15 protein-coding genes, 1 tRNA gene and 2 pseudogenes are annotated in these 23853 nt (G+C 61.6%); 10 read left to right on the top strand and 8 right to left on the bottom strand.

All coding sequences use genetic code 11. From position 1 onward, the window contains the following. Positions 1-95: 95 nt before the first annotated feature. Positions 96-830, bottom strand: a complete 735-nt coding sequence (locus BISU_RS04920) for an NUDIX hydrolase (RefSeq protein WP_024464456.1) — start codon at positions 828-830, stop codon at positions 96-98. Positions 831-918: 88 nt separating this feature from the next. Between BISU_RS04920 and BISU_RS04915 the strand changes: the two genes are divergently transcribed. Then, positions 919-2340: a CCA tRNA nucleotidyltransferase gene (locus BISU_RS04915; protein WP_024464457.1), complete on the top strand. Its 1422-nt coding sequence runs from the start codon at positions 919-921 to the stop codon at positions 2338-2340. A gap of 361 nt (positions 2341-2701) precedes the next feature. Here the strand turns inward: BISU_RS04915 and BISU_RS04910 are convergent, their stop codons facing one another. The 6 genes and pseudogenes from BISU_RS04910 to BISU_RS04885 form a co-directional block, all read right to left on the bottom strand. Beyond that, positions 2702-3328, bottom strand: coding sequence for a LytR C-terminal domain-containing protein (locus BISU_RS04910; protein WP_024464458.1), 627 nt, complete (start codon positions 3326-3328; stop codon positions 2702-2704). A 116-nt stretch (positions 3329-3444) separates the two neighbouring features. Beyond that, a pseudogene (gene rsmA / locus BISU_RS04905) lies at positions 3445-4488 on the bottom strand (16S rRNA (adenine(1518)-N(6)/adenine(1519)-N(6))-dimethyltransferase RsmA); the annotation flags it as partial. After that, positions 4479-5960 carry an aggregation-promoting factor C-terminal-like domain-containing protein gene (locus tag BISU_RS04900; RefSeq protein ID WP_024464460.1) on the bottom strand — a complete coding sequence of 494 codons (1482 nt, stop codon included), beginning with the start codon at positions 5958-5960 and terminating at the stop codon, positions 4479-4481. The gene BISU_RS04900 and the pseudogene rsmA, both read right to left, overlap by 10 nt. Before the next feature lie 597 nt (positions 5961-6557). Next, positions 6558-6631 (bottom strand) — tRNA-Thr (locus BISU_RS04895). Positions 6632-6892: 261 nt separating this feature from the next. Beyond that, complete coding sequence (locus BISU_RS04890) at positions 6893-7876, bottom strand: DsbA family protein (RefSeq protein ID WP_024464461.1); 984 nt, start codon at positions 7874-7876, stop codon at positions 6893-6895. A gap of 168 nt (positions 7877-8044) precedes the next feature. Continuing rightward, positions 8045-10420, bottom strand: a complete 2376-nt coding sequence (locus BISU_RS04885; RefSeq protein ID WP_024464462.1) for a serine/threonine-protein kinase — start codon at positions 10418-10420, stop codon at positions 8045-8047. A 742-nt stretch (positions 10421-11162) separates the two neighbouring features. On the opposite strand from BISU_RS04885, the gene BISU_RS11565 reads away from it, so the two are divergent. The 6 genes from BISU_RS11565 (at position 11163) to BISU_RS04855 (ending at position 16261) form a co-directional block, all read left to right on the top strand. Continuing rightward, positions 11163-11792, top strand: coding sequence for a hypothetical protein (locus BISU_RS11565; RefSeq protein WP_233419507.1), 630 nt, complete (start codon positions 11163-11165; stop codon positions 11790-11792). Between the two features lie 60 nt (positions 11793-11852). Continuing rightward, complete coding sequence (locus BISU_RS13155; protein ID WP_024464463.1) at positions 11853-12209, top strand: carboxymuconolactone decarboxylase family protein; 357 nt, start codon at positions 11853-11855, stop codon at positions 12207-12209. Between the two features lie 87 nt (positions 12210-12296). After that, positions 12297-12695: a cupin domain-containing protein gene (locus BISU_RS13150; RefSeq protein WP_024464464.1), complete on the top strand. Its 399-nt coding sequence runs from the start codon at positions 12297-12299 to the stop codon at positions 12693-12695. A 187-nt stretch (positions 12696-12882) separates the two neighbouring features. After that, positions 12883-13482, top strand: a complete 600-nt coding sequence (locus tag BISU_RS04865) for a MerR family transcriptional regulator (RefSeq protein ID WP_081672824.1) — start codon at positions 12883-12885, stop codon at positions 13480-13482. Positions 13483-13697: 215 nt separating this feature from the next. Then, entirely contained in the window at positions 13698-14561 is an 864-nt protein-coding gene (locus BISU_RS04860; RefSeq protein WP_024464466.1) for an aldo/keto reductase, read from the top strand. Between the two features lie 662 nt (positions 14562-15223). Continuing rightward, complete coding sequence (locus BISU_RS04855; protein WP_024464467.1) at positions 15224-16261, top strand: glycosyltransferase family 2 protein; 1038 nt, start codon at positions 15224-15226, stop codon at positions 16259-16261. A 653-nt stretch (positions 16262-16914) separates the two neighbouring features. On the opposite strand, the pseudogene BISU_RS04850 reads toward BISU_RS04855, so the two are convergent. Next, a pseudogene (locus tag BISU_RS04850) lies at positions 16915-18101 on the bottom strand (IS256 family transposase). Between the two features lie 31 nt (positions 18102-18132). Between BISU_RS04850 and BISU_RS04845 the strand changes: the two are divergent. From BISU_RS04845 to BISU_RS04835, 3 genes are all read left to right on the top strand, one after another. Beyond that, positions 18133-20088 carry a glycoside hydrolase family 3 N-terminal domain-containing protein gene (locus tag BISU_RS04845; RefSeq protein ID WP_024464603.1) on the top strand — a complete coding sequence of 652 codons (1956 nt, stop codon included), beginning with the start codon at positions 18133-18135 and terminating at the stop codon, positions 20086-20088. Positions 20089-20635: 547 nt separating this feature from the next. Beyond that, the gene (locus BISU_RS04840; RefSeq protein ID WP_024464602.1) at positions 20636-23182 is read left to right on the top strand and encodes a glycoside hydrolase family 3 C-terminal domain-containing protein; all 2547 of its coding nucleotides are present in this window, start codon (positions 20636-20638) and stop codon (positions 23180-23182) included. Then, positions 23179-23820 carry a GtrA family protein gene (locus tag BISU_RS04835; RefSeq protein ID WP_024464601.1) on the top strand — a complete coding sequence of 214 codons (642 nt, stop codon included), beginning with the start codon at positions 23179-23181 and terminating at the stop codon, positions 23818-23820. The genes BISU_RS04840 and BISU_RS04835 overlap by 4 nt, the downstream gene beginning before the upstream one ends. Positions 23821-23853 lie beyond the last annotated feature (33 nt).

The following is a 23853-nucleotide window of genomic DNA, read 5'->3' as shown; positions in this document are numbered from 1 at the left end:
CTGCCGGTGGCGGTGCTGGCGTCCGCGCCACCGGCAGCCGGGCCGCCGGGTATGGGGATGCGGACGCGCTGCGCCACATGCATGTTGTTTCAACGTCAGGCCTGCCTGTTCAGTTTTCGGGCATACAGCCACGCGATCTTACGCTCATTAGGATAGCTGAGCACATTGTCCAGATCCTCGAAGCGCACCCAGATGGCGTCTTCGGCTTCGTGATCGGGGTCGCCTTCGACGCTCAGCTCCCCGTCGATGCGCCGTAACGCGAAATGATGGACGAGCTTGTGCACGCGCTGATTGGTACCGGTGAACCAGTAATCTATGGTGGCGATCGAATCCACGATCTCGCCCAGGATGCCGGTCTCCTCGCGCACCTCGCGCACAGCCGTCTGGCGCGGCGTCTCGCCCTTTTCGATATGGCCCTTGGGCAGGCACCATTCGAGATGCCCGCTGCGCGAATGCCGCGCGATGATGGCCACGCGGTCAAGCTCATCGAACACCAGCCCGCCGGCGGAATACTCGCGCACTACCGGAAGCTCCTGCGCATCCAGCGAAGCGAAGGTCGTCGGCCCCTCGGCGCTGCGGTGCGACGGCATCATCGCGGGGGTCGGCGAGCCAGGCTGCTCGCCTGCAGCCAAGGGCTCTTCGGCTGCTCCGGCGATTGCTCCAGTGGTTTGAGCAAAGTCTGCAGGATCGGGAGAAACCGCGGAATCGGCAGGCGAACCAAGCTCGGCGGACTGCGAGGTGTAGCGCAATCGGTCGGCGGGATTCGCGTTTTGGGCATGGTCATCCGCGGCATGGCCGAGCATGCGTACCAGATCCGCGGGTGTAATCATGCTTTCCACCATACTCAACGCTATGTGCAGGTGGGGTAACGGTATGCTTAAGGATTGCGAAATGTAGGAACGAGGAAAAAGGATGAGCGTGGATTTCGAAGTATGGCCTGAAGCCATTGAATTGGGGCGTCTGTTCGCGGCTCAGGGCTACGAGCTGTCGTTGGTGGGCGGCCCGGTGCGCGATATGCTCCTGCACCGGCGCTCGCACGACTTGGATTTCTGCACTTCGGCGCGTCCTGAGCAGTTCGAGCCGATTCTGCGGCATTGGGGCCGCGACGGATTCTGGGATATGGGCCGCAAATTCGGCACGCTGGGGGCGATGCGTCGGCGCGAGGATGGCACCGAGGTGCAGGCCGAGATCACGACTTATCGCAGCGATACTTATGATTCGGATTCGCGCAAGCCCGAAGTCGATTACGGCGATTCGCTCGACGGCGATCTTTCGCGCCGAGATTTCACCGTGAACGCTATGGCGCTGCGGGTGCCCGAGCTGGAATTCGTGGACCCTTTCGGCGGTGCGGCCGATCTGGCCAAAGGGCTGCTGCGCACGCCGGTGGACCCGTACCAGTCCTTCGAGGACGATCCGCTGCGCATGATGCGGGCGGTGCGCTTCGTGGCGCAGCTCGGCTTCCGCATCGAGGCCGGCACGGCCGAAGCCATCAGCGATATGGCGGAGCGCATCGGCATCGTTTCGGCCGAGCGCGTGCGCGACGAATTGGTCAAACTCATGCGCTCCGATCGCCCGCGCGAAGGCGTCGAGGCGCTGGTGGACTCGGGGCTGGCCGACATCGTGCTGCCCGAGGTCCCGGCGTTGCGCCTCGAAATCGACGAGCATCACCGACACAAGGACGTGTTCGAGCATTCCCTAGAAGTGCTCGACCGCGCGGTGAAGCTTGAAACCGGCCCCGACGGCCCGGTGCCCGCGCCCGACACGGTGCTGCGGCTGGCCGCGTTGCTGCATGACATCGGCAAGCCTCGCACACGGCGTTATGAGCCGGGCGGCAAGGTCAGCTTCCACCATCACGATGCGGTGGGTGCGAAGATGACGCGCAAACGGCTCAAAGCGCTGCATTTCGACCGCCACACCATCGACGATGTGAGCGAGCTGGTCAATATGCATCTGCGTTTCCACGGCTATGTGGACGAGCCGTGGACCGACTCTGCCGTGCGGCGCTATGTGAAGGACTCCGGGCACCTGTACGAGCGCCTCAACCGCCTGACCCGCGCCGACGCGACCACGCAGAACAAGCGCAAGGCCATGCAGTTCTCCGCGGCGATGGACGAGATGGAGCAGCGCGTGCGCGAGCTCAAGGAGCGCGAGGATTTCGAGGCGATCCGGCCGGATGTGAACGGCAACGAGATCATCGAGATTCTGGGCATCAAGCCCGGTCCGCTGGTCGGCAAGGCCTACAAGCATATGCTCGAATACCGCTTGGATAACGGCCCGGTCGAGCATGAGACGGCCGTGGCGGAATTGCATAGGTGGTTCGGCGAACAGCTGAGCCGTTAAGCGGACAACGCAGTGCGTTGTCCGTAGGCGAAGTGAGCGGCCGCGAAGGCCGCGAAGGGCGGTGCTGCGGGCGCCGCCACGTTAAGCGCGCAGCCCAGTGGGCTGCGCGTAGGCGAAGTGAGGCCCCGCCAATGGGCCGAAGGATGATGCCGCAGGCATCGTCGGTGCGTAGGTGAAGTGAGCGGCCTAAGGACCGCGAAGAACAGTGCTGTGGGCGCCGCCACGTTAAGCGGATGACGCGGTGCTGAACCGTAAAGGTCGTGAAGAACGGTGTGCAGCGCCGTCACACTGACGGACCGAAACACTGTCGGACCGAAACACTCATGGACAGAAAAAGGCCGCCGCGACCCTTGCCGGAAAGCTACTGCACCGGATCGTGCTGCCCGGCCTTGGGCAGTTTGGTCATCTTGTCCGCAGGCACGCAGCCTTTGATGCTGCTGATGTTGCCGCCGGAGACGGGAACCTTCTTCTGCTCCTGCAAGTCGTTGAAGGTCGCGCCCAGCACCACGTCGATAAGCTTGTCTTGACGGTCGTCCATTTTCAGAATGGCATCGGTGAAGTTTGATCCGACCGTATACGCCTGCGGAATCGCGCCTTTGCCGAAGTAGATGGTGGTGCGCTCCACGTCCTGGCGGTTGTAGGTTTGGATGGCGGTCACGTTGAAATTGCGGTTCTCCAGAGCATCGCCGACGGCCTTGGCGAACCCGGTGAACTTCGTGCCGTTGAGCAGCCGCACGCTCACGCTCGCATTGTCGACGTACTTGCTGGCGTTGCCGTCCTGATCCTTCGGCGCGCATGGAGCCTGGACGCCGTAATTGGGCTGCGCCGCCGGCGACGAGCCGGCCGAATGGCCAAGAACGTGCGTGTAGAAGAGCATGGCGATGATCAGCACTGCGACCAGCACCGTCGAGACGATGCCGAATACGATGGTCTGACGGCGGCGGACGTACTGCCTGCGCGCCTCGCGTTCGTCGAATGGTCCGGTCATATCCCTGATCCTCTTTGCTCCAAGCCAATATCTGAGTTCACAGTATGTGCGTTCTGCGCATGCACAGCGTTTGCATGCGCAACGTCTGGATTCACAGTACCGTCACTGGCTGACGCTCCAAGGGATTGCGCAGCCTGGCTCAGTCTCGTGAATTCCTCGATCGTCAGCGTCTCGCCGCGCCGGGTCGGGTCAATGCCAGCGCGGGCGTAGGCCTCGGCAGGCACCTCATGGCGCAGTGCGGCGTGCAGCGTCTTGCGGCGCTGGCCGAACGCGGCATCGATCAGGCGGAACACCCGCTCGCGCTCTCCGGATGCAGGCTGCCCGACGGCAAGGTCAAGGCGGTTGCGGCGATTGGTGGCGCGAGTAAAGGCCACCAGCGCGGAATCGACGTTGGGAGCCGGCCAGAACACATTGCGCCCTACAAGCCCTACGCGCTCAGCCGTGCCGTACCATGCGAGCTTTACGCTCGGCGTGCCGTAGACCTTGCCGCCGGGCTTCGCCGCAAGCCGGTCGGCGACCTCTTTCTGCACCATGACAAGGAAACGGTCGAGCTTGTCGAAGCGCTCCAAAAGCGTGAGCACAATCGGCGTGGCCACGTTATAGGGCAGATTGGCGACGAGGGTGAAGCGTTCGCACGATTCAAGCGCCGGCAGGTCGTCCGGCTGCAGCGCCAGGGCATCGCGTTGCAATACTGCGAATCGATTCTGCGCCTGCGGCATGAACCGCGCCACGGTCTGCGGCAGGCGTGCTGCCAGCGCCGGGTCGATCTCCACGGCGAGGACCGTGGCACCGGCTTCAAGCAGCGCCAAAGTCAGCGAGCCAAGTCCTGGACCCACCTCAAGCACGTGATCGCCGGGCCGCACGCCGGCCTCGCGCACGATGCGCCGCACGGTTCCTGGGTCGATGACGAAGTTCTGCCCGTATTTTTTCGTTGGGCTTATGCCCGCCTCGGCTGCGATCCGGCGAATGTCGGCTGCGCCGAGCAGATGGCCGGCCGCATTGGCATTATTGGCATCAGTATTGGCATCGTCAAGCCCGTCGGTTTTGACGGCGTCGTGGGTTTCACCTTTAGCGTCGTGGGGCACGCTAGCATCGTTGGCATTGTCAGGCAGCATCGCCACTGGCTGCTGCTCTTGCGGCGAGGCTGCCATCAGTACCACCCGACCTGATTGGAATGCGCCCAAGCCGCGGAGGGATTGCCATAGCGTCCTGCGATGTAGCTCAGCCCCCAGCTGATCTGAATGGAGGCGTCATCACGCCAATTGGCGCCGAAATCGGCCATTTTGCTGCCGGGCAATGACTGCGGTATACCGTACGCGCCCGAATAGCTGTTCTCCGCATACCATTGCCAGCTCGATTCCCGGTTCCACAGGCTCACGAGGTCATTCCACTGCTGGCCGGTCCACCCGTACTGCGCCGCTGCGCCGGCCGCATAGGCCTGCGCCTGGGCCGCAGAGGGATGCCACAGTCCGCTGGGCTGGACGGGAGCCGGAACGGGGTCCGGCTTAGGTGCCGGGGCAGGGGCGGGCGTCGGCGTCGGAGCAGGTTGGGGGGCTGCCGGTTGCGAGGGCTGCGCTGGTTGGCTCGGCTGGGCTGTCTGCGCGGGCTTGGAAGGCGCAGATGGCGTGGCGGTCCGGCTCGGCGTGGCGTCCGGCTGCTGGCCTGAGTCGCTGCCGTCGTCGTTCTTGGCGGCATCCCCATTGGCTTTGCTGTCATCGTTCGATTCGGAATCCGATGTGCTGCTGCCGTCGTTCTTGCCGGCATCCTTGGGGGTGCTGGGCTTGTCCGGTCCGATGGCGACGATGCGGTCAAGCGCGATTTTCGTGGTCGTCTGCGACTGCACGGTTTCGCCTTCCGCCGTGCCGTCGACGTAGGTGACGTCAACCACATCCTGGCGCTCCCCGTTTTCACCCTCCTGCCGGACTGCGGTCTGGCCGGGTTCGAGCGATGGGTCGATGACGGTCTGAGTGCCGAAGGGAATGGCGATGGTGCGCGTCTGCTCGCCGTGGGTGACGCGCCGCACGCGCAATATGGTCTCGCCGCCGTTCTTCTCGACGCTGACGCGATCCTCCTTGCCGGGCACGATGCCCTTGGAATCGAGGATCGACGCGGCCGGAAGCCTGCCATCCGGCGCCTGCGAGGTCTTGCCGTCCGCGATGACGGTGACCGGGCCTTTGGCGTTGATGACCAGCCCGCCGGTCAGCTTGTTGTAGATATTGCCGATGTCGACGGTGACCTTGGCGGCCTGATGTTCGTTCTCAGCGAAGAATCCCAGCAGCTGTTCAGCGCTTGTGGCCACCGTCCAGAAGGGAACTTCCTTGCCGTTGATCGAGATCGTGGTCTGATAGGCGCTGCGCACGGTGACCACGGCATGGTTCTTGAGGTCCTTGCCTGAGGTGGACTGCACCAGATCGTGGGTTTTGACGTCCACGTGCTGCTCCTGCAGCAGCCTGTCCACGCTCATCGCATAGGTGCTGACGGTGCGGGTCTCGCCATTGATGCTCATGGCGACGGTTTTGCGCGCCGCAAGGCCGAAGCTGAGGCCGGATGCCAGCACGAGCGATACCACGCAGCAGATGATGCGGATGCGCCGGAGCGTTACGAAACGCCGCGGTGTCCACCGATATGCCATATCGTCCTCATTCCCTTGCTTGTGCGAGAGACGGATTCGTCCCGTACAATGCCACGGCTTGCATTCTACCGTTGTCTGCCCCCGCAGGCAGCAGGAAGCGCCGAGCGTCGGCTATTTCCTTACATTTGGGGTGGAGCGCGTTGGATGAGGGCGGGGTGCTGGGCTGGGTCGAAAAGTCCGGTGGGCGGCGTTCGAGCGCGTTGGACCGTGGAGGATCGCGCTGAGTCAGCTGGCGAAGTCTGCCGCGACGTCGGCGGGCGCTTCGCTGAGGGCTTAGCCATGCGTGACCATGCGTCATGCGCCTTGTCGCCTATTGAGGCTCAGCTGTATCTGCGACTGCCTGTCAGCCGGTTTGTTATCGATATGCTCCGAGGGGTCGCGCCACGATGCGCGACCCGCTTCAGGAAGTAGAAGGGGGCGGGAGAGAAGGGGATTTATCCCGCCCCCCTTGGGATGACGCTGGTTGGGGATGCGTCATCCCGATCGGTCAGAAGTCCAATAGTTGGGGGGAAGACTCCTGACACCTTACTCGAGGGTAAATTCTGCAATCGTATGAAAACACGTAATTACTACTCTACGCTATCCCCTACGATTTCGAGCCTCCTGTCGGGATCGAACCGACGACCTGCCGCTTACAAGGCGGCCGCTCTGGCCATCTGAGCTAAGGAGGCCTGCCCCGCTCCTGCGCAGACCGACGTATGGATCGGAAAGCCAACCAACAGGAACGAATGACAAGCATACCAGCCGCGCTCAATGTGCGATAGCGTATGTCGCGTGTCTAATCCGCTAAGGTTCAGGCACAACGCTACTCCTTTACTCGACATGATGCTTCCGTGCGTGTCAAGCTGAGTGGCCGGCCGCCGTAGCTCGAGTCTGGGCATACTCCAGCCCGAGTCTGGCGTCGGCTCGGCGCTGGTTCAGCCTAGCCCAAGCTAGCCCAGTTCAATGGGCTTGCCGCTCTCGCCGATCGACGGCAGCTGGCCCGCCTGGCCGATCTGCTCCGACTTCAGTCCGATGGAGCCCAGCACGGCCGTCTTCAGGTCGAGTCCCAAGCTGGAAACCTTGGTCATATTCAGCGCCTTGCCGTTGAACGTCACGGTCGGCGTGGTCATGGCGCCCTTGTTTTGCCCCTCGGTGTTCCACAGCTCGGGGCGCTTGGGAGTGTAGACGTTGATCGCGTTGAGCCAATCCTGGTAGTCGCGCCCGAAGGCCTTGTCGGCCACGGACTTGGGCACGCCGGCCTTCAGCGCCTGCTCTTTGAGAGCGTCGTCGCTAACGGACTTGTAGTTCCCGCCCTCCCCGGGCTGGAAATCAGTAGCGTAGATGTTGGCGAGGAATTCAACGAGATGGTCCGGATTGGCGTCATGGCTGGCGATGTAGGCGACTGCGCCGGATGCGCGGCTGGAGTATTCGTCAGTGGAGGAGCCGTCCAGGAAAGACATCGGGTACAGTTCGAGGTTGATCTGCCCGGCATCCACGAGAGCCTTGAGCGTCGGATCGACCTGGCGGTTGAAGTTCGCGCAGCCGGGGCACATCGGGTCGAAGTACTCGCCTACCGTCGGCACGCCTTTCACCTTCTTGCCGTAGCCATCTTTCGAAATCAGGAAGCCGCCCTTGTCATTGGCGTTTTTCGGCGTGCTCTTCACCTTTTGCAGCTGCGAGTAAGCGTCATTGACGCTGAGATTCTTCGTGGCGTTGCTTTTGTTGACGTTGTGGTAGACCACGACGCCGATGACCGCGACAAGCACCACGACGATGGCGACGACCACTGCGCCGATGATCGTCTGCTGCCGGCGCTCCTTAGCCGCTTGCTCGGCCTTCGCCTGCTGCGCCGCTGCGGTCGCGGCCTTGCGCTCGGCGCGTGCCTGACGCTTGGCCTCCCTGTTCTTGCTGTCCTGACTGTTCGTGCCTGCCATGTCTGCCCTTCGTGCCGATGATATTCATGCTGGTGGATGCGATGCCGTGCGTCTCGCGTGGCCGCTCCCATATGATTTCGCCGCCCATCATAACGGACGACCCTGTATGTTCAGCTGTCAGGTTGTGTGCGGGAGGGCGGACCGCAAGCTGCCTGATGAACGAGTCCGTTACACGTATGAAGCCAACGAAGTCAGCGGCTCCCAAGCTATCGACTGGTTGGACGCCAGCACTGCCAACGCCGTTAGGGTCACGACCGCCCAGAGTATCGGCATAAGAACGCGCTTTCTTAGAAGGCTTTTGCGTGGTGCTGCGGCGATTGCCGCTGCGTTGCCTTCGGGCGGTCGCTGCGGCTGATCCGTGCGCGTTTGGTCCGTTCGCGCCTTCGGAGGCGCCTTCGAAGATGCTGTAAGCAGGGCGCCGGCTCCGAGGATAAGACCCGGCGAGCGAGTGATGAATGCCGAGGCCAGCCAGCTCAGAGCACCAGCCACGCCCAATATCGCGGCGGACACCGACCAAGTGCTCCCGGTCAGCAGCGCAATGGGAATCGTCCAGCCGCGCAGCTGCAGATAGATCCTGGCGACAGGCAAAGGCAGCACGAATGCAGCTGCGGCCGTGATCAGGGCTGCCGCCGCGAGCAGCAGCGCCGCATGCCCGAGAGCCGCGAGCAAGGCTTTGACGATATGCCAAGGTAGCGTGGCCAAGCGCAGCGCGGCATCGCTGCCCTTGCGCATTCCGCCGCGTTTGGCTTCACGGCCCAGCTGCGCCGCCTGGCTGAAGCCGACTGCGAACATCATCCACAGCAGCGCGAAGACGGCCAGAAAAGCGATGACGGGCGCTCCAGCGGCCAGCAATCCCACGGGAATCATGAGCATCCACAATGCCACTCGCCCGCACGTAAGCAGCTGAGCGCGTTTGATATCTGCGGGGTTCAGAGGCGCAACGACGGGTTGCTGGATTTGCTGGATGTCTGCCGGATCTTGCAAGGGCGCTTGCGACTGTGCCGGCGCTGCGGGCAGGGGTTTCGCCGCTGGGGGAATGAATATGGGCGCGAATTCCGATGCAGGCGCGGTCGCGCCTGCAGCTGAGGGGAGGATCGCAGTTTGTGGCAGCGGGAGCTGCGATCCGCTGTCGCATGCGGCATGGCTGCGAGGCGGTGCGCCGCCTTGATTCGCGGGCGCCTGCATCGAAACAGTAGGCGCTCTCCCAGTCTGATTCGCGGGCGCCGGCATCCCGGTCGTTGCACCGGTCTGTGGCATTGCTGCCGTATGTCCTGCCGCGTTATCAGCGTCCTCGACTGGGGCTGGGGCTGTGAACGGCTGCAACAGCTGCGTCCCGGCGTCGTTCTGAGGCCATAGCGAGCGCGGATTGTCGAAATTAGCCGCCGCCGGTGCCATCACGCGAGTTTCGGCCTCGGCGCTGGGGTCAAAAGGGCGCATCGCCCCGTTTTCCTGCGGCCCCGATGTGCTTGGTGCCTCTTGCGCATCATGTGCATCCTGTGGATTGCCGATGGTTTGGTCAGCTATATTGGGCTGCCCGGCCAAGCCGACTGAGCCGGCCTGACCGGTTTGGTTCCCTTGCGCATCTTCCCACGCAAAGGGATTGAGCGCATCGAGCGCGATGGCCCGCAGCAGCGCATCGGGTGAATTGCGCTTGCGTCGATCCGGATCCAGCGCCGAACGCAGGGCGGCCATAGTGCCTGCCGGCAGCCCGGTGAGATTGGCATTGCCGGAGGCCTCGCGCTCCAGCACGGTCATCATCGGCTTCGTGCCGAACACCGGGTGCCCGGTGGCCGAGAACGCCAGCACCGAGGCGAGCGACCACCAGTCCGTAACCTCGTCGGATTCCGCGCCGTCGATGATCTCCGGGGCGATGAACCCGGGCGTGCCCATCACCAGACCGGTGCGGGTCACATGGCTTTCGCCTGCCCCCATCGCGATGCCGAAATCCACCAGCACCGGTCCGCTGGCCGAGACCATCACATTCGTCGGCTTGATGTCGCGGTGCACGATGCCCGCGGCATGCACCGCTTTGACCGCGTCGATGAGCTTGCGAGCCAGTCGTTCCAAGTCATCGCCGGTGTAGCGGCCATTCGCGGCGACGTCCTGACGCAGGTTCTTGCCCTCGATCAGCTCGGTGACGATGAAGGCCAGCGAGTCGTCAAGCTCCATATCCACGATGCCGCACACGCCTGGATGCCGCACCTTCTGCAGCGCCATCGCTTCGCGGCGCAGGCGCTCGCGGGCCGTGAGCTGGTCGCGTCCGAGTCCGTGCCCTTGCCCGCCGGTACCAGAGCCGTAACCTGTCTGATTGCCGCCGCCGTTGCCTCTTCCGCCGTCGCCCGGTCCGGCTTCCATCCCATCGCCCGCACTCTCTTCAGCGAGGGAGTCGCGCAGAATCTTCATCGCATAGATCTGCGCGCCCCCGTCGCTCACCCGCCAGACGGATCCCATGGCTCCCCCGCCCAGCCGCGAGATCAGCTCGTAGCCGCCCACAAACTCGCCGGGCTCCAGATTCAACGCGTTCAGATCGCTCATGCCTCCCATCCTAGCCAGTCCCAGGCAAAGATCTCGCGCTCGGGCTGCACTTGCAACACCTCCTGGGGTCGCGTGTCCCATCCAGGCTCACTCACTTCTGCCTTTGGCGTCACAAAAGGGGCACTGTTCTATGACGGCTGCCTCTTTCGTGACGCTAAATTGAGCTAAGCGTCACAAATGGGGCATTACGCCGGAGACAATGCCCCTTTCGTGACGCTGGACCGGGGGTTTGCGTCACAAAAGGGGCATAACGCTCAGTACTTATCCATAACACGCCGAGAGGCCAACCCTTCGACCACATTGTCGTTTTTCCATATGCTGCGCTGGCGGTTTTGGCTAGCGTCGTGGTATGAGACGTCATGATGTGGTTGCAAAGATTATTGCTCAGGCGGAGTCGCAGGGTCGATTCTTCTCAGGGGCTACCCCGGCAGAGCGCAGGGCCATGATGCGCCGCGTGCATGCAGGGGAATTGCTCTGCGTGTATCGCAATGTGTATGCGCGGGCGGAGCATGCGCACACGCTTAACCCCACACAGCGTTCTGTGCATCTTGTACGAGCCTTGGCTCTCCTGCACCCTGACTAGATATTCGCGGGCATAAGCGCTGCAGCTGTTCTTGGACTTGAGCACTCGTGGTTGCTCCATCGCGACGGCTTCGTCTATATTGCTGCGCCACACTCAGTCAACACGAACCGTCATCCGAAATCGAGATGTATCCATGACCCTGTCGTCAAACCGTATCGGCACAGTGGAGTGCTGATTACCTCCCCCGCACAGACGCTGGTGCATTGTGCGACTCGCTATCCGTTCGTGCATGCGCTGCCTATGGTCGATTCCGCGCTGCGGCAAGGCCTGACGAAGAAGGATGCCATTGCGGTGGCGTGCGGTCAGGTCGTGAACCGGAAAAGTGCCGATGTGGCTGAGATGGGTATGCTGCTGCGCTATGCCGATCCCTTGAGCGAGAACGGCGGTGAGTCATTTTGCCGAGCGGTGACTATCGAGGAAGGGTTCCCGGCCCCACGGCTGCAGCAGGAGTTCGTTGACCCACGCAATCCGTCAGTTATATACCGCGTCGATTTCGTATGGTATTTGCCCGACGGCCGCATCATCGTGCTGGAATACGACGGCGCAGGCAAATACTCCGATACGCAGATGACGCAGGGGCGCGGAGTGCGGCGGATTGTTCACGAGGAGCGCGAGCGCGAGGCGGCATTGCGCCGCGCAGGTGTGCACACGATTATCAGGACGGATTTCGACGAGGTGAGCGGACGGGTCGGGTTGATCGCCAAGCTTGAGCAGGCGGGCGTGCCGAGGTTCGGTGCCGATGCGCGAATGGCTGCACCAGCGACTGGGCTTGCTGCATTTGACTTCGAGTGGGCTTGAAGTCGTAGTCTCGGGGTCATCGGGCCGGATAGGCCGGCTTCGCGGCGGAAGGACTATGACATGGCTAAGGAACATACGGCAGGGCGTGAGCGGTTGGGCGCATTCGCACCGCAGTTCGCAGCGTTCAACGATGATGTGCTCTTCGGCGAAGTGTGGAGCCGCGAGAGCGCAATGTCGGCGCACGACCGCTCGCTGATCACGATTGCGGCGCTTATCAGCACGGGCAACACCGAGCAGCTTGGCGACCATCTGCGCATCGGCAAGGGCAACGGCATCACGCGCGAGGAGATCGTGGAGGAGATCACGCAGCTCGCGTTCTACACCGGCTGGCCCAAGGCATGGTCGGCGTTCAACCGGGCCAAAGAGGTCTGGGGCGAGCCGGGCGAATCGGGCGGCGAGGCCAGCGGGGCTGAATAGGGCTGAGTTTTCCGCAGCGCATGCGCAGAGCTCAACCAACACGGCAACCAGACGCAACCAGACGACAACCCACACAAAGGAACCATTATGAACAATCCCAGCGCATTCCCCATCGGCGAGCCGAACAATGCATACGCGCAGTATTTTGACGGGCAGAGCTACCTGGCGCCGCTCGCATCCGACGGCACTGTGCAGGTGAGCAACGTGACCTTCGAGCCGGGCTGCACTAATCATTGGCACATCCACCACAAATCCTGCCAGATTCTGCTGGCGGTGGGCGGCCGCGGCTGGTACCAAGTCGAGGGCCAGCCGGCGCATGAGCTTAAGCCGGGCGAGACGGCCTACATCCCGCCGGAAACCAAGCATTGGCACGGTGCCTGCGCTGACGAGTCGTTCGCGCATATCGCCATCATGGCCCCGCAGGAAGGCGCGTGGAATGAATGGCTCGAACCGGTCGACGCCAAGGCATACGCCGAGCTTCAGTAGGAACTGCTGTGGGGCCATTTGATGCCAGTTGGGCCGTCTCGCCGCAGCGTTCGGCAAGGCAATGACACGCAAAACTGTAGCGGCATGAAGCTATTCTGTTCAGTTTTTCCTAGCGTCGGGACTTATCTGTCGGTTGAACTTCGATTGACTTCAAGTACTTGAAGTCAATACGCTGCAAGGTATGACCATGACTGACGAGAGCGCTGATGAGAGTGCCGAGCAGGTTGTCGAGAAAACAGCTGAGGGCATCGCGGGCGGCAATCCTGTCGATGTGATTTGCCCAGCAGGTGCAGACCGCCCTACGCAAGCGTCAGGCGACGCTCGGCTTGTGCGCTGGCACTCCATCCGCGAAGCATCGACGTATTCCGGGCTGCCGGAAAGCACACTGCGCTACTACGAGCAAATCGGCCTTATCCCGCCCATTGTGCGCGACCCGAGCTCTGGCCATCGCGCGTACACGGACGATGATTTGCAAGCGCTCTCGACCATCGCGTGCCTGAGTGCCACGGGGATGTCGCTGGCGCAGATGCGCGACTACATGGCGAACCGGTCGAACGGCGGCGAGGGCGCGGGACGGGAGATCGAGCTGTTGCGCGGGCAGCAGAAGAGGCTTGACGAGGAACGGCGGTTCCTTGCGGTTCGTTCGGAGTACGTTGCTTTGAAAATTCGCTACTGGCAGGCGGTGCAAGCGGGAGATATCGATCAAGCGGCACACATCGGCAGCGAGGCTTCGGCGAAGATCGGCGCGTTGCGGCAGCGGGGCAGCGCGTTGACTCAGGCGGAATGACTCGGACCAAATCGCGAAGACGTCCCATAACAACAAGTACAGAGTTGCAGAATCGAGAAACCAAGGAATCAGCTTGACCAATATCCCGACCAATATCGAAGAACGCCTCTCTACGTGGCGAAGCAAGCTATAGCGCCGGCCCGGCTGAGCGCAGCGCATTGAGAGCGCTCAAACCGTCCATCAGAACACCCATCAGATTAACTCAAGGAGCAATCATGACATCGAACATATTGAACGAAACCTACACGCTGTCCAATGGCGTCACCATTCCCAAGCTGGGCCTGGGCACGTGGCTTATCGATGACGGCAAGGCAGCGCAGGCGGTGCGCGATGCGGTCGCGATCGGCTATCGCAACATCGACACCGCCGAGGCCTACGGCAACGAGCGCGGCGTGGGCGAAGGCATCCGCACCTGCGGCGTGGACCGCAAGAACATCTTCGTCTCCACGAAGCTCGCGGCGGAAATCAAGGATTACGACGGTGCTGCTGCAGCCATCGACGAGTCGCTGCGCACGGCCGGACTGGATTATTTCGACCTCATGCTCATCCATGCGCCGCAGCCGTGGAGCGACTTTCGCGGCGGCGATTACGCCGAAGGCAACCGCGCGGCGTGGCGTGCTCTCGAAGAAGCGTACCAGGCCGGCAAGCTGCGCTCGATAGGCGTCGCGAATTTCACTGAAGCAGACTTGGAGAACATCTTCGCAACCGCCACCGTCACCCCGCAGGTCAACCAAGTGCTGGCCCACGCGGGCAATACGCCATTGGATCTGATCGACTACTGCCAGTCGCACGATATTCTTGTGCAGGCATACTCGCCGATCGCGCATGGTGCAATTCTGCACAATCCGCAGCTCGCCGCGATGGCGGAACGCTACGGCGTGAGCGTCCCGCAGCTGTGCATTCGCTACACGCTGCAGCTCGGTACTCAATCGCTGCCCAAAACCGCGAACCCAGATCACATGCGCGCCAACGCCCAGGTCGACTTCACGGTCAGCAGCGCCGACATGGATGCGCTCAAAGCCTTCGAAGCCAAGGACTACGGCGAGGACGCCGCATTCCCCGTGTTCAGCGGCAAGTAAGCGGTTTTGGCGTCTGCCAAGCCTCCGTATGAGTCGAAAAGCGTTGGGAATCGCGTGGATGCGCCTGAGGAATCGGCTATCTGCGTTATGTGAGGCGTTAAATCGATGCTGCGGAGGTCTACCTGCGTTGTGTGAGGCGTTATTTTGTGGAGCGTCGAGTATCAGACGGCCTAGAACCGCTGTTTTCGGCCAGCGATACTCGGGGTGCCAAGGTATTAACGCCTCACACAACGCAGATAGACCTCCGAAGGGTGAATTAACGCTACACATAACGCAGATACACGTCTGAATGAGCAAATCGCACACGATGTAACGCGAACGTTGATAGGTAATGCCGGATAAAGACTGCCCCGCGCCCGCTCGCAGGTCGCGCAGCCGCCGTTTTGTGCAGGTCATGTGCCTCAGGGTGCAAATCAGGGATGTTCAGGGTCATTGGCCAAGGTGGGAGTGCTATCTTGGCAAGCGGACAGGCAGACAGAGCCGGGTCGGGTGTTGCAGCAGCACGTCTCATACCGAGTCCCGGAAACGGGGTGACGCAGAGGGCGGGGTTTCAGCCGGCTTTGCAGCTGCCGGATCTAAGACAGACCTCGGGCAATACGTCAGCGCTTAGCGCGGCGAGGTGGCACGGGAACGTTCAGGATGGCATAGCGACCGGGGAGAGTATGCGGCAGAACATGCGCAAGACAATCAGCTTTATTGTGCCGGCGTTCAATATGAGCGAATATCTGGACCGTTGCGTTGGCTCGCTGATCGCCGCGCAGTCGGTAGACGACATTGAGGTCATCATCGTTGACGACGGATCGACTGATGCCACGGCCCAGCTTGCAGACGCTTGGACCGCGAAGATGCCTGGCATCGTGCGCACGATACACCAGCCCAACAAAGGCCACGGCGGCGCGGTCAACACCGGCGTCGCGCATGCACACGGAGACTACGTCAAAGTCGTGGACGCAGACGATTGGGTGGGACCGGACGCCTTGGAGCGCGTGCTTGCGGTGCTGCGCAGGCAGCAGGGCAACGAGAATCCCATCGACCTGCTCATCACCGACTACGTGTACGACAAGGTCGGCAAGCGGCACAAGCACGTTGTGTGTTTCGACAACGTGATGCAGCCCAATACGAGGCTGACGTGGGATGATCTGGGCCGTTTCGGCGTCGCGCAATACATGATCATGCATTCGATCACCTATCGCACGGACGTCCTGCGCCGCTCGGGGCTGCGGCTCCCGGAGCACACGTTCTACGTCGATTTCATTTACTCCTATCAGCCTTTCCCGCAGGTGCGGACGCTGATGTACCTCGATGTGCCGTTCTACCATTACTTCATCGGCCGCAGCGGGCAGTCGGTGCAGACTGACGTGATGATTCGCCGCGTCGATCAGCTGCAGCTGGTCAACCGCGCGATGGCCGAGGCCACGCCCGAGCCGGATATGGTGCCCGAGGGCCTGTACCGCTACATGATTCACTTCCTGTCGATCAACAGCGTCGTCACCAGCGCCTTCCTGATTCTTTCGCGGGACTCGCGCAACTATGCGGCCAAGACCCAGCTCTGGCAGCGCATCGACACGATGTCGCCGGCCATCGGCCACGACGTGCGCCACAAGGCCGTCTCCCGCGCAATCAACCTGCCCGGTAAAACCGGCCGTTTCATCGTCCGCCAAGGCTACCGCGTGGCCGAGCGCATCGTCGGGTTTAATTAGGCGGCAGCGCGGTCCGGGCTGGATACGGGCCGGTCGGCTCGACTGGGTGCCACCATCGTTGGCTGCATCATGTATGCCTTGTAACACGATTGAGAGTCACCAATGATGCATAGCCCGCGTGCCTGAGACCAACTTTGGCTAGCAATCAATATCTTAGATCAACGTCTCAGGCCAAGACCTCCCCAAAGCCAATACCTCAAACTTCGCAACAGATTATGTGAGCAATTGAGCAGTTTGTGAATGCGACGACATCTGCCTACGCAGGTCCGGCCACAATAGGTAGGTAATGAACACGGCGGCATAATGAGGTGTCGCTGGTCATAGGAGAACAAGGAGGCTCAACTATGCTGTCGATCAATATGGCTGACGTCGTGGCAGTGCTGCGGTCGTTGATACCGTATCTGGTGGCTGCCGGGGTGCTGCTGCTACTGGCGATTGTCATCACCATCGCGGTCAACAAGAAAACGGTGCAATCCGTCGGCGCTCGCAAGATGATTCATGCCCAGTCGTGGATTGTGGCGCTTATCGGCATCGTCGTGGCATTTTCCATGATGTTGACCGGCCCGATGTCGACGCTGCTCAACAATGCGACGATTACCAAGGGTAGTGCCCGGGTTCTTGCGCACTTTGGTTTTTGTTTCCTGTGTGCGTTGTCAGTTCGCTTCCTGTATGGTGTCGTGGAGTCGGGACATGTCCAGGTAGCGGCGGGTCGACCACTGGTTGCCGGTGACGTAGCGGATTCTCGCAGTGATGAGCATGAGTGCGCTCCTGCCGTCGGGGAACGCTCCCACGACGCGAGTTCTGCGGCGTATTTCGCGGTTGAGTCGTTCGATCATGTTGTTGGTGCGGATACGCCGACGATGCTCGACCGGGTAGTCGTCCAGCAGGTAGGTCGTGGTCTCGCCGATGCCCTCCCGCAGGCACTTGGCGGCCTCTTTGAGTTTCCTTGCGTCCATCTGCGTGGCGATGCTCTCGGCCTTCTCCAGGGCGGCCTGGCGGGTTTCCGACGCGAAGATCGCTTTCAGCGCGTCGGCGGCCCACCGGGTGTGACGAGGGGAAACCTTGGCGAGCACGTTGCGCATGAAGTGCACCATGCACCGCTGGTAGCGGGCCTGTGGCAGGAGTCCACTGACGGTGTTCACCAGTCCGGCGCACCGGTCGCCGGTCACCAGGCGCACGCCGGTAAGCCCACGCGAGATGAGCGAGGAGACGAAGCTGTTCCAACTCGCCGAATCCTCCTTCATGCCCTCCGCCACGCCGATCACCTCCCGGTGCCCGTCCGACCCGATGCCGATCGCGACCGGTATGCTCACGTTCTCCACGGCGCCACCCCACGAACGCTTGTGCCACACGCCATCCATGAACACATACGGGTAGGGCTGGGATAGCGGGCGTTCACGCCACTGGTCGATACCCGCATACACCTTCTTGAGCTGGTCCGAGAGGGTCTGCGACGGCATCCGCTCGCCCCACAGGGCCTGGCTGATGTCGTCCACCCGCCTCGTGGAGACACCGGCCAGGTACATGTCGATTCACACGCCTCCTCCACGCTCTCCTCCCGGCGACGATACCGTTCGATCACCGCCGACTCGAACAGGGCGCCCTTCAACTTCGGCACCCTCACCGCCATTTTCCCGGCCTTGACGGTCAGATCACGCTCGTAATGACCAGCCCGATACGCCTTCCTGCCATCGGAGCGCTCGTAGCGGGCCGCGCCGGCGATCTCGTCGGCCTCGGCGTCCAGCATCCGGTTGAGGATCTCGGTGACCTTCTCGGACACCATCCGGTCGAGTTCGGTCTCGAACATGGGTTGGTTGACTTGTATGATTTTCTCGGGCATGGTTCTGTCGCCTGCTTTTCTAGAGCGGTTAATGGTTTGGCGACTGAAATCGTACACAGGCGACAAGCCATGCTCCACCACTTCAACAAGCACCAGCAAATTTGCGCAAGAAACCGGACGTTATCTTACCAAGTACCAGCTCTCGCAAAGCACGGTTGCCAAGGCGAACACGCTGGCTAAGGACGTGCAGACCGAAGCGGTCACGATGCTGAAGAACGACGACGCTAATCTTCCGCTGGCAAACAAGAAGGTCAACGTCTTCGGTTGGGGTTCCACGAACCCCGTGTACGGCGGCACCGGCTCAGGCTCGATGTCGGAGCAGTACAAGACGACTTCGCTGCTTGATGGCCTCAAGGAGAGTGGATTCCAGGCCAATCCAAGCCTGACCAAGCTTTACACTGACTATCGCAAGGACCGCCCGGTGGTGGGCATGTTCGCTCAGGACTGGACTTTGCCCGAGGTTCCTGCCGCTCAGTACAGCGACTCTCTGATGCAGTCAGCCAAGGATTACTCGGATGAGGCGGTCGTCGTCATCACCCGAGTGGGCGGCGAAGGCGCTGATCTGCCCGAGAACATGAGGGCCAAGGGCATCACCTACCACGACAATTCCAAGGATTACCCCGATTTCCAAAATGGTGAGCACTTCCTGCAGCTCAGCCAGACTGAAAAGGATATGCTCAATCTGGTCACGAAGAACTTCAACAAGGTGACGCTGGTGTACAACGGCGCGAACACCTTCCAGCTCGACTTCGTCAATTCCTATCCGCAGATTCGCTCCGTGCTGTGGTGCCCTCCGGCTGCTCCGACCAACTTCAACATGAGCGCCAAGGCCAAGGCGGAGTTCACGAACAACGGCAACTACAAGGTCGCCGATCATAACAAGTCCTCGGATGCGATGCCGACGACCGGAGCCAAGAACGGCATCAGACTCGCCGACATGCATGGCAAAAGCTATGACGACCCGCAGTGGGGCAAGCTGCTCGACCAGCTGACCTTCAAGGATATGGATACGCTGATCGCTATGGGCGGCTACGGCACTCAAGCCGTCAAGTCCATCGGCAAGGTGCAGCTCACTGATGCCGACGGCCCTGCCTCGCTGAACAACAACTTCACCGGCGTGGGTTCGATCGGATTCCCTGCTTCCACGGCATTCGCCTGCACGTGGAACCGGGATCTGGCCAAGCAGTTCGGCGAGATGATTGGGCAGATGGCGCACGATATGCATGTGGCCGGCTGGTATGCCCCAGCGCAGAACATCCACCGCAATGCCTTCTCAGGTCGCACCTTCGAATACTTCTCCGAAGATCCGCTGCTTTCGGGCGTGATGGCGTCGAGCCAGATAGCAGGGGCCAAGAAGAAGGGCGTCTACTCGTTCATGAAGCATTTCGCGATGAATGATCAGGAAACGAACCGAACCGAGATGCTGCTGACCTGGTCCAATGAGCAGGCCATCCGCGAAACCTACCTCAAGCCCTTCGAGATGAGTGTGAAGGAAGGCGGCGCGAGTGCTGTCATGAGCTCCTTCAACTATATCGGGCCGGTCTACTCTGGAGCCAATCCGGTGTTGCTCAAGAATGTGCTGCGCAATGAGTGGGGCTTCCGTGGCTTCGTGCTCACCGATTATTTCGCAGGCTATGGCTACCAGAACGGCGATCAGGAGATTCGCAACGGCAACGATTCGATGCTTGCCACCACCGATATCACCAATCATGTGAAGGACAAGTCTGCGACCTCGCTGCTTGCGATGCGTCAAGCCTCGAAGAACATCCTGTACACGACAGTGAACGGCTGGCAGTACGCCAACGGCGAGCCGAAGGTGGCCACGCCGGTATGGCGCACTGCACTCTACGTGTTGTGGGGCGTCACCGCGCTGCTGGTGCTTGGGTTTGAGTACTTGGCGATCTCTCGATTCCTCAAGCGTCGGAAGGCCGCTGAGTCGGTTGAGGCTGGTGCGCCTGCTGAAACCCCTGCTTCTGCCGAGGCCTGATACCCGCCAACGCACTGGATGGATGCGCTATTCACCGGTATCGTTCAGCGACTGAACTGCTTGGTTTCCCAACTTCTGCCTAGGGGAGGCGGGAAACCAAGCAGCTCAACACCTGACAGTCCATAATGTCAAAAATGACAGAGTTCACAATGGCCAATCTGTTCAAAAATGCAGAGTTCAAAAAATGCAGAGTTCAGAATTGCGTAGCCCGGAATTGCGCAGTCAAGATTGTACACAGGCTGCGAACGGAATCCATAACCGATTGCGCGACCAGTTGTGCGACCGATTGTGCGGGCGAACGGACAGGTTGTGCGGGAGCATGGCCATGTCGGCGGCGACGCTGTTTAATCGTAGTAGCGGCGAACGTATGTAAATGGCAAGCGTTGCGGTCGCAGTAATCTGTGCGGCGGTGAATGGTTGGCAGCTCGTGCGAAGACGGAACCGTAGCGTGTTGCGATGTAGCGACGTGACGGGGTAGTGGTTCGCTGTGATTGCTGGAGTGATGGCGCTGCTGGACGATTGCAGACAGGAACGCGAAGGAGGAGCAATGAATCTCGAGGAGCTTTCGGTTGAGGAGCGGGCGGCGCTGCTGTCGGGCGGCTCGGAGTGGGATTCGCGCGGCAATAAGCGTGCGGGGGTGCCGAGTTTTGTTATGAGCGACGGGCCGCATGGGGTGCGGCGTCAGCTCGGCGAGGGCGATCACCTCGGGCTTGGGGCTTCGAAGCCGGCAACCTGCTTCCCCACGGCCGGGACCGTGGCCAATTCCTGGGACCCTGATCTGGCCGAGGAGATGGGCCGGGCCTTGGGACGCGAGGCGCACGACCTCGACGTGAATGTGCTGCTTGGGCCGGGCATGAATATCAAGCGCAACCCCTTGTGCGGCCGCAATTTCGAATACTATTCCGAAGATCCGCAGGTGGCTGGGCGCATGGCGTCTGGGCTGATCAAGGGCATCCAGAGCAATGGCATCTCGGCCTGCCCGAAGCATTTTGCGGTCAACAGCCAGGAGCTGCGCAGGCAGGCGTCCAATTCGGTGATTGACGAACGCATGATGCGCGAGCTGTATCTGACGGCCTTCGAAATCGCGGTGCGCGAGGCCGCGCCGCACGCCATCATGACCTCCTACAACCAGATCAACGGCGTGTACGCGCATGAAAATAAGCACTTGCTGCAGGATATTCTGCGCGATGAATGGGGCTTCGATGGCATGGTGGTCTCGGATTGGGGCGGCTCCAATTCTGCCGTCGCCGCAGCGAAAGCGGGCGGCTCGCTGGAGATGCCATCGCCCGGCTACACCTCTGTACGCGAGCTGATTGCCGCCGTGAAAGCCGGCGAGCTGCCTGAATCCGATCTCAACGCACGCGCTGCCGAGGTCGCCAAGATCGCGCAGCTGACCCGTTTTGAGGGCGTCGGGCGCGACGACCTGCTGCGCGATGATATCGTCGCTGCACACCACGACGTGGCACGCACCGTTGCCGAGAATTCCCTGGTATTGCTCAAGAACGACGCCGTGCTGCCGCTACGGCCGGGAACCCGTTTGGCCGTTATCGGCGATATGGCTTGCACGCCGAGGTTTCAGGGTTCCGGCTCGTCCAAGGTCAACGCCACGCGCGAGGAGAATCTGCTCGACGAGCTCAAGGCGTGCGCAGGCGTCACCGTGGCCGGTTACGCCCAAGGCTACGAGCGGCAGGGGGCGCACAATCCTGCGCTTGTCAACGATGCCGTTGCGTTGGCTGGCCGGGTCGATGTGGATGCCGTCATTGCGGTCGTCGGACTTGATGAGCGCAGCGAATCGGAGGGGTTGGACCGCTCCACGATGGCCATGCCGCAGGCGCAGAACGAGCTTATCGCCGCGCTGAAAACCGCCGGCAAGCCGATTATCGCTGTGCTCGTCGCCGGTTCGCCGGTTGAGCTACCGTGGCTTGACGACGGCATCAACGCGGTGCTGTATGTAGGGCTTTCCGGTCAGGCCGGAGCCTCGGCCGCCGTGCGGGTGCTCGCCGGCGCGGTCAATCCGTCCGGGCATCTGGCGGAGACGTGGCCGCTGCGCTACAGCGACTGCCCGAGCGCTGGCTGGTATCCCGAGACTGGCCGCGACGTGATCTACCGTGAAGGCCCCTTCGTCGGCTATCGCTATTACGAAACCGCGCACGTCCCGGTCCGCTTCCCCTTCGGCTACGGACTGAGCTACAGCGATTTCACTTACTCCGGCCTAAGCGTTGATGGGCACAGCGTTGATGAGCACAGTGTGGACGAGCACAGTGTGGACGAGCGCGGTGTGAGCTTCGTGGTGACCAACGATTCCGACATCCCTGGTGCGACCGTCGCGCAGCTCTACGTTGCCGGTCCTGCCGAGCCTGCAGGCGGCGTGCTGCGGCCCGCGCGCGAACTCAAAGGCTTCAGGAAAATCCGCCTTGGCGCTCACGAAAGCAAGGTTGTGCACATCGCTTTCGACCGCTACACCTTCCGGCATTACGATGCTGCAGCCGGAGCCTGGCGCACGCAATCCGGGCAATGGACGCTGATGGTCGGCACGAATGTCGAAGATCTGCCTCTTGCGGCCCCAGTAACCGTTCCGTTCATCATAAACGACGACGAGCAAACCGCGCCGGCTGCACCCGTTGACACTGGATCTGGCAACGCTGGGCTCCATGACGCAGCGCTCGCCGACCGCGCGCTCGGGCATTATCTGACCGGCGACGTCACGCATGTCACCGATGCCGAAGTAGCTGCGCTCTTCGGGCATGATGCGATTCCCTCAAGCGCTCCGAGCAAGTTCAGCGCCAATGACCCGATCTCCTCATGGAAGTACTCCAAAGGCTTCGCGGCCCGCACCATCGCGCGGACGCTGATCAGACGAGAGGCGAAGATTCGCGAGAAAACAGGCGCACCCGATCTCAACGTGCTCTTCATCCTCAACATGCCGCCGCGCGCGATGAGCAAGATGACGCAAGGCATGGTCGACTCCGCGATGGTGGATGCCGTCGTGCGCATAGCCAACGGGCACACGTTGCGAGGAGCCGGCGCCTTCATCGCGGGATTCTTCCGCAACCGCGGCGCCAACAACCGTCTAGCGAAGGAGCTGAGATCATGAGGGACACGACAGGCAAGGGAGCGAAGCAAGCACCATCCGCAGGCCTTGCCGATGACGGCAGCAGCAGTGCGGCGAGCGAAACGCAGGCCAGCGACGCCCCGAGGCATGACATCTCAAGGCATGACACCCCCAAGCGTAGCGGCGCGATTCGCTCGTGGATTGACGCCCATCCGAACATCTGGGAGTTTATTCTGTTCAATGTCCTCTCGAATATTTCGACGATCACGCGCTTTGTGGTGGCATGGGTCGGCACGGCTGTTTTTGTCTCCGCTATGGGACTGACCGCGCCCTTCAGTTTTCTTATCTTCAACTACACCTCCGCTGGTTCGCATGGCCTGGGCGGATTCCTGACTTTCCTACTCGCCGAGGTGCTCGCGCAGATCGTGAACTTCATCGTGCAGATGAAATGGGTGTTCAAATCCGATTCCAGCTTCGCCGATGCCGCTTGGAAATACGCCTTGCTCGCGGTGCTCATCGTCGTGGTGAATCTGGTGCTGCCGGGCTACGTGACCTCGCTATGCATCGGCTGGGGCATGAATTCGGGAGTTGCGGCGACCGTTGCCTCGGTGGTCAACACGCTGCTGGCGGTGATTGTGAGCTATCCGCTGCTCAAATTCTGGATCATGCCGAAGAAGTAAGGCGAATGCGGCTCACACTTTTTGACGGTGCCC

This window comes from Bifidobacterium subtile (genome assembly GCF_000741775.1).
GTDB classification, from domain to species: domain Bacteria; phylum Actinomycetota; class Actinomycetes; order Actinomycetales; family Bifidobacteriaceae; genus Bifidobacterium; species Bifidobacterium subtile.
Note: the sequence above shows the minus strand (reverse complement) of the source record. Positions and strands in the feature narration are given on the sequence as shown.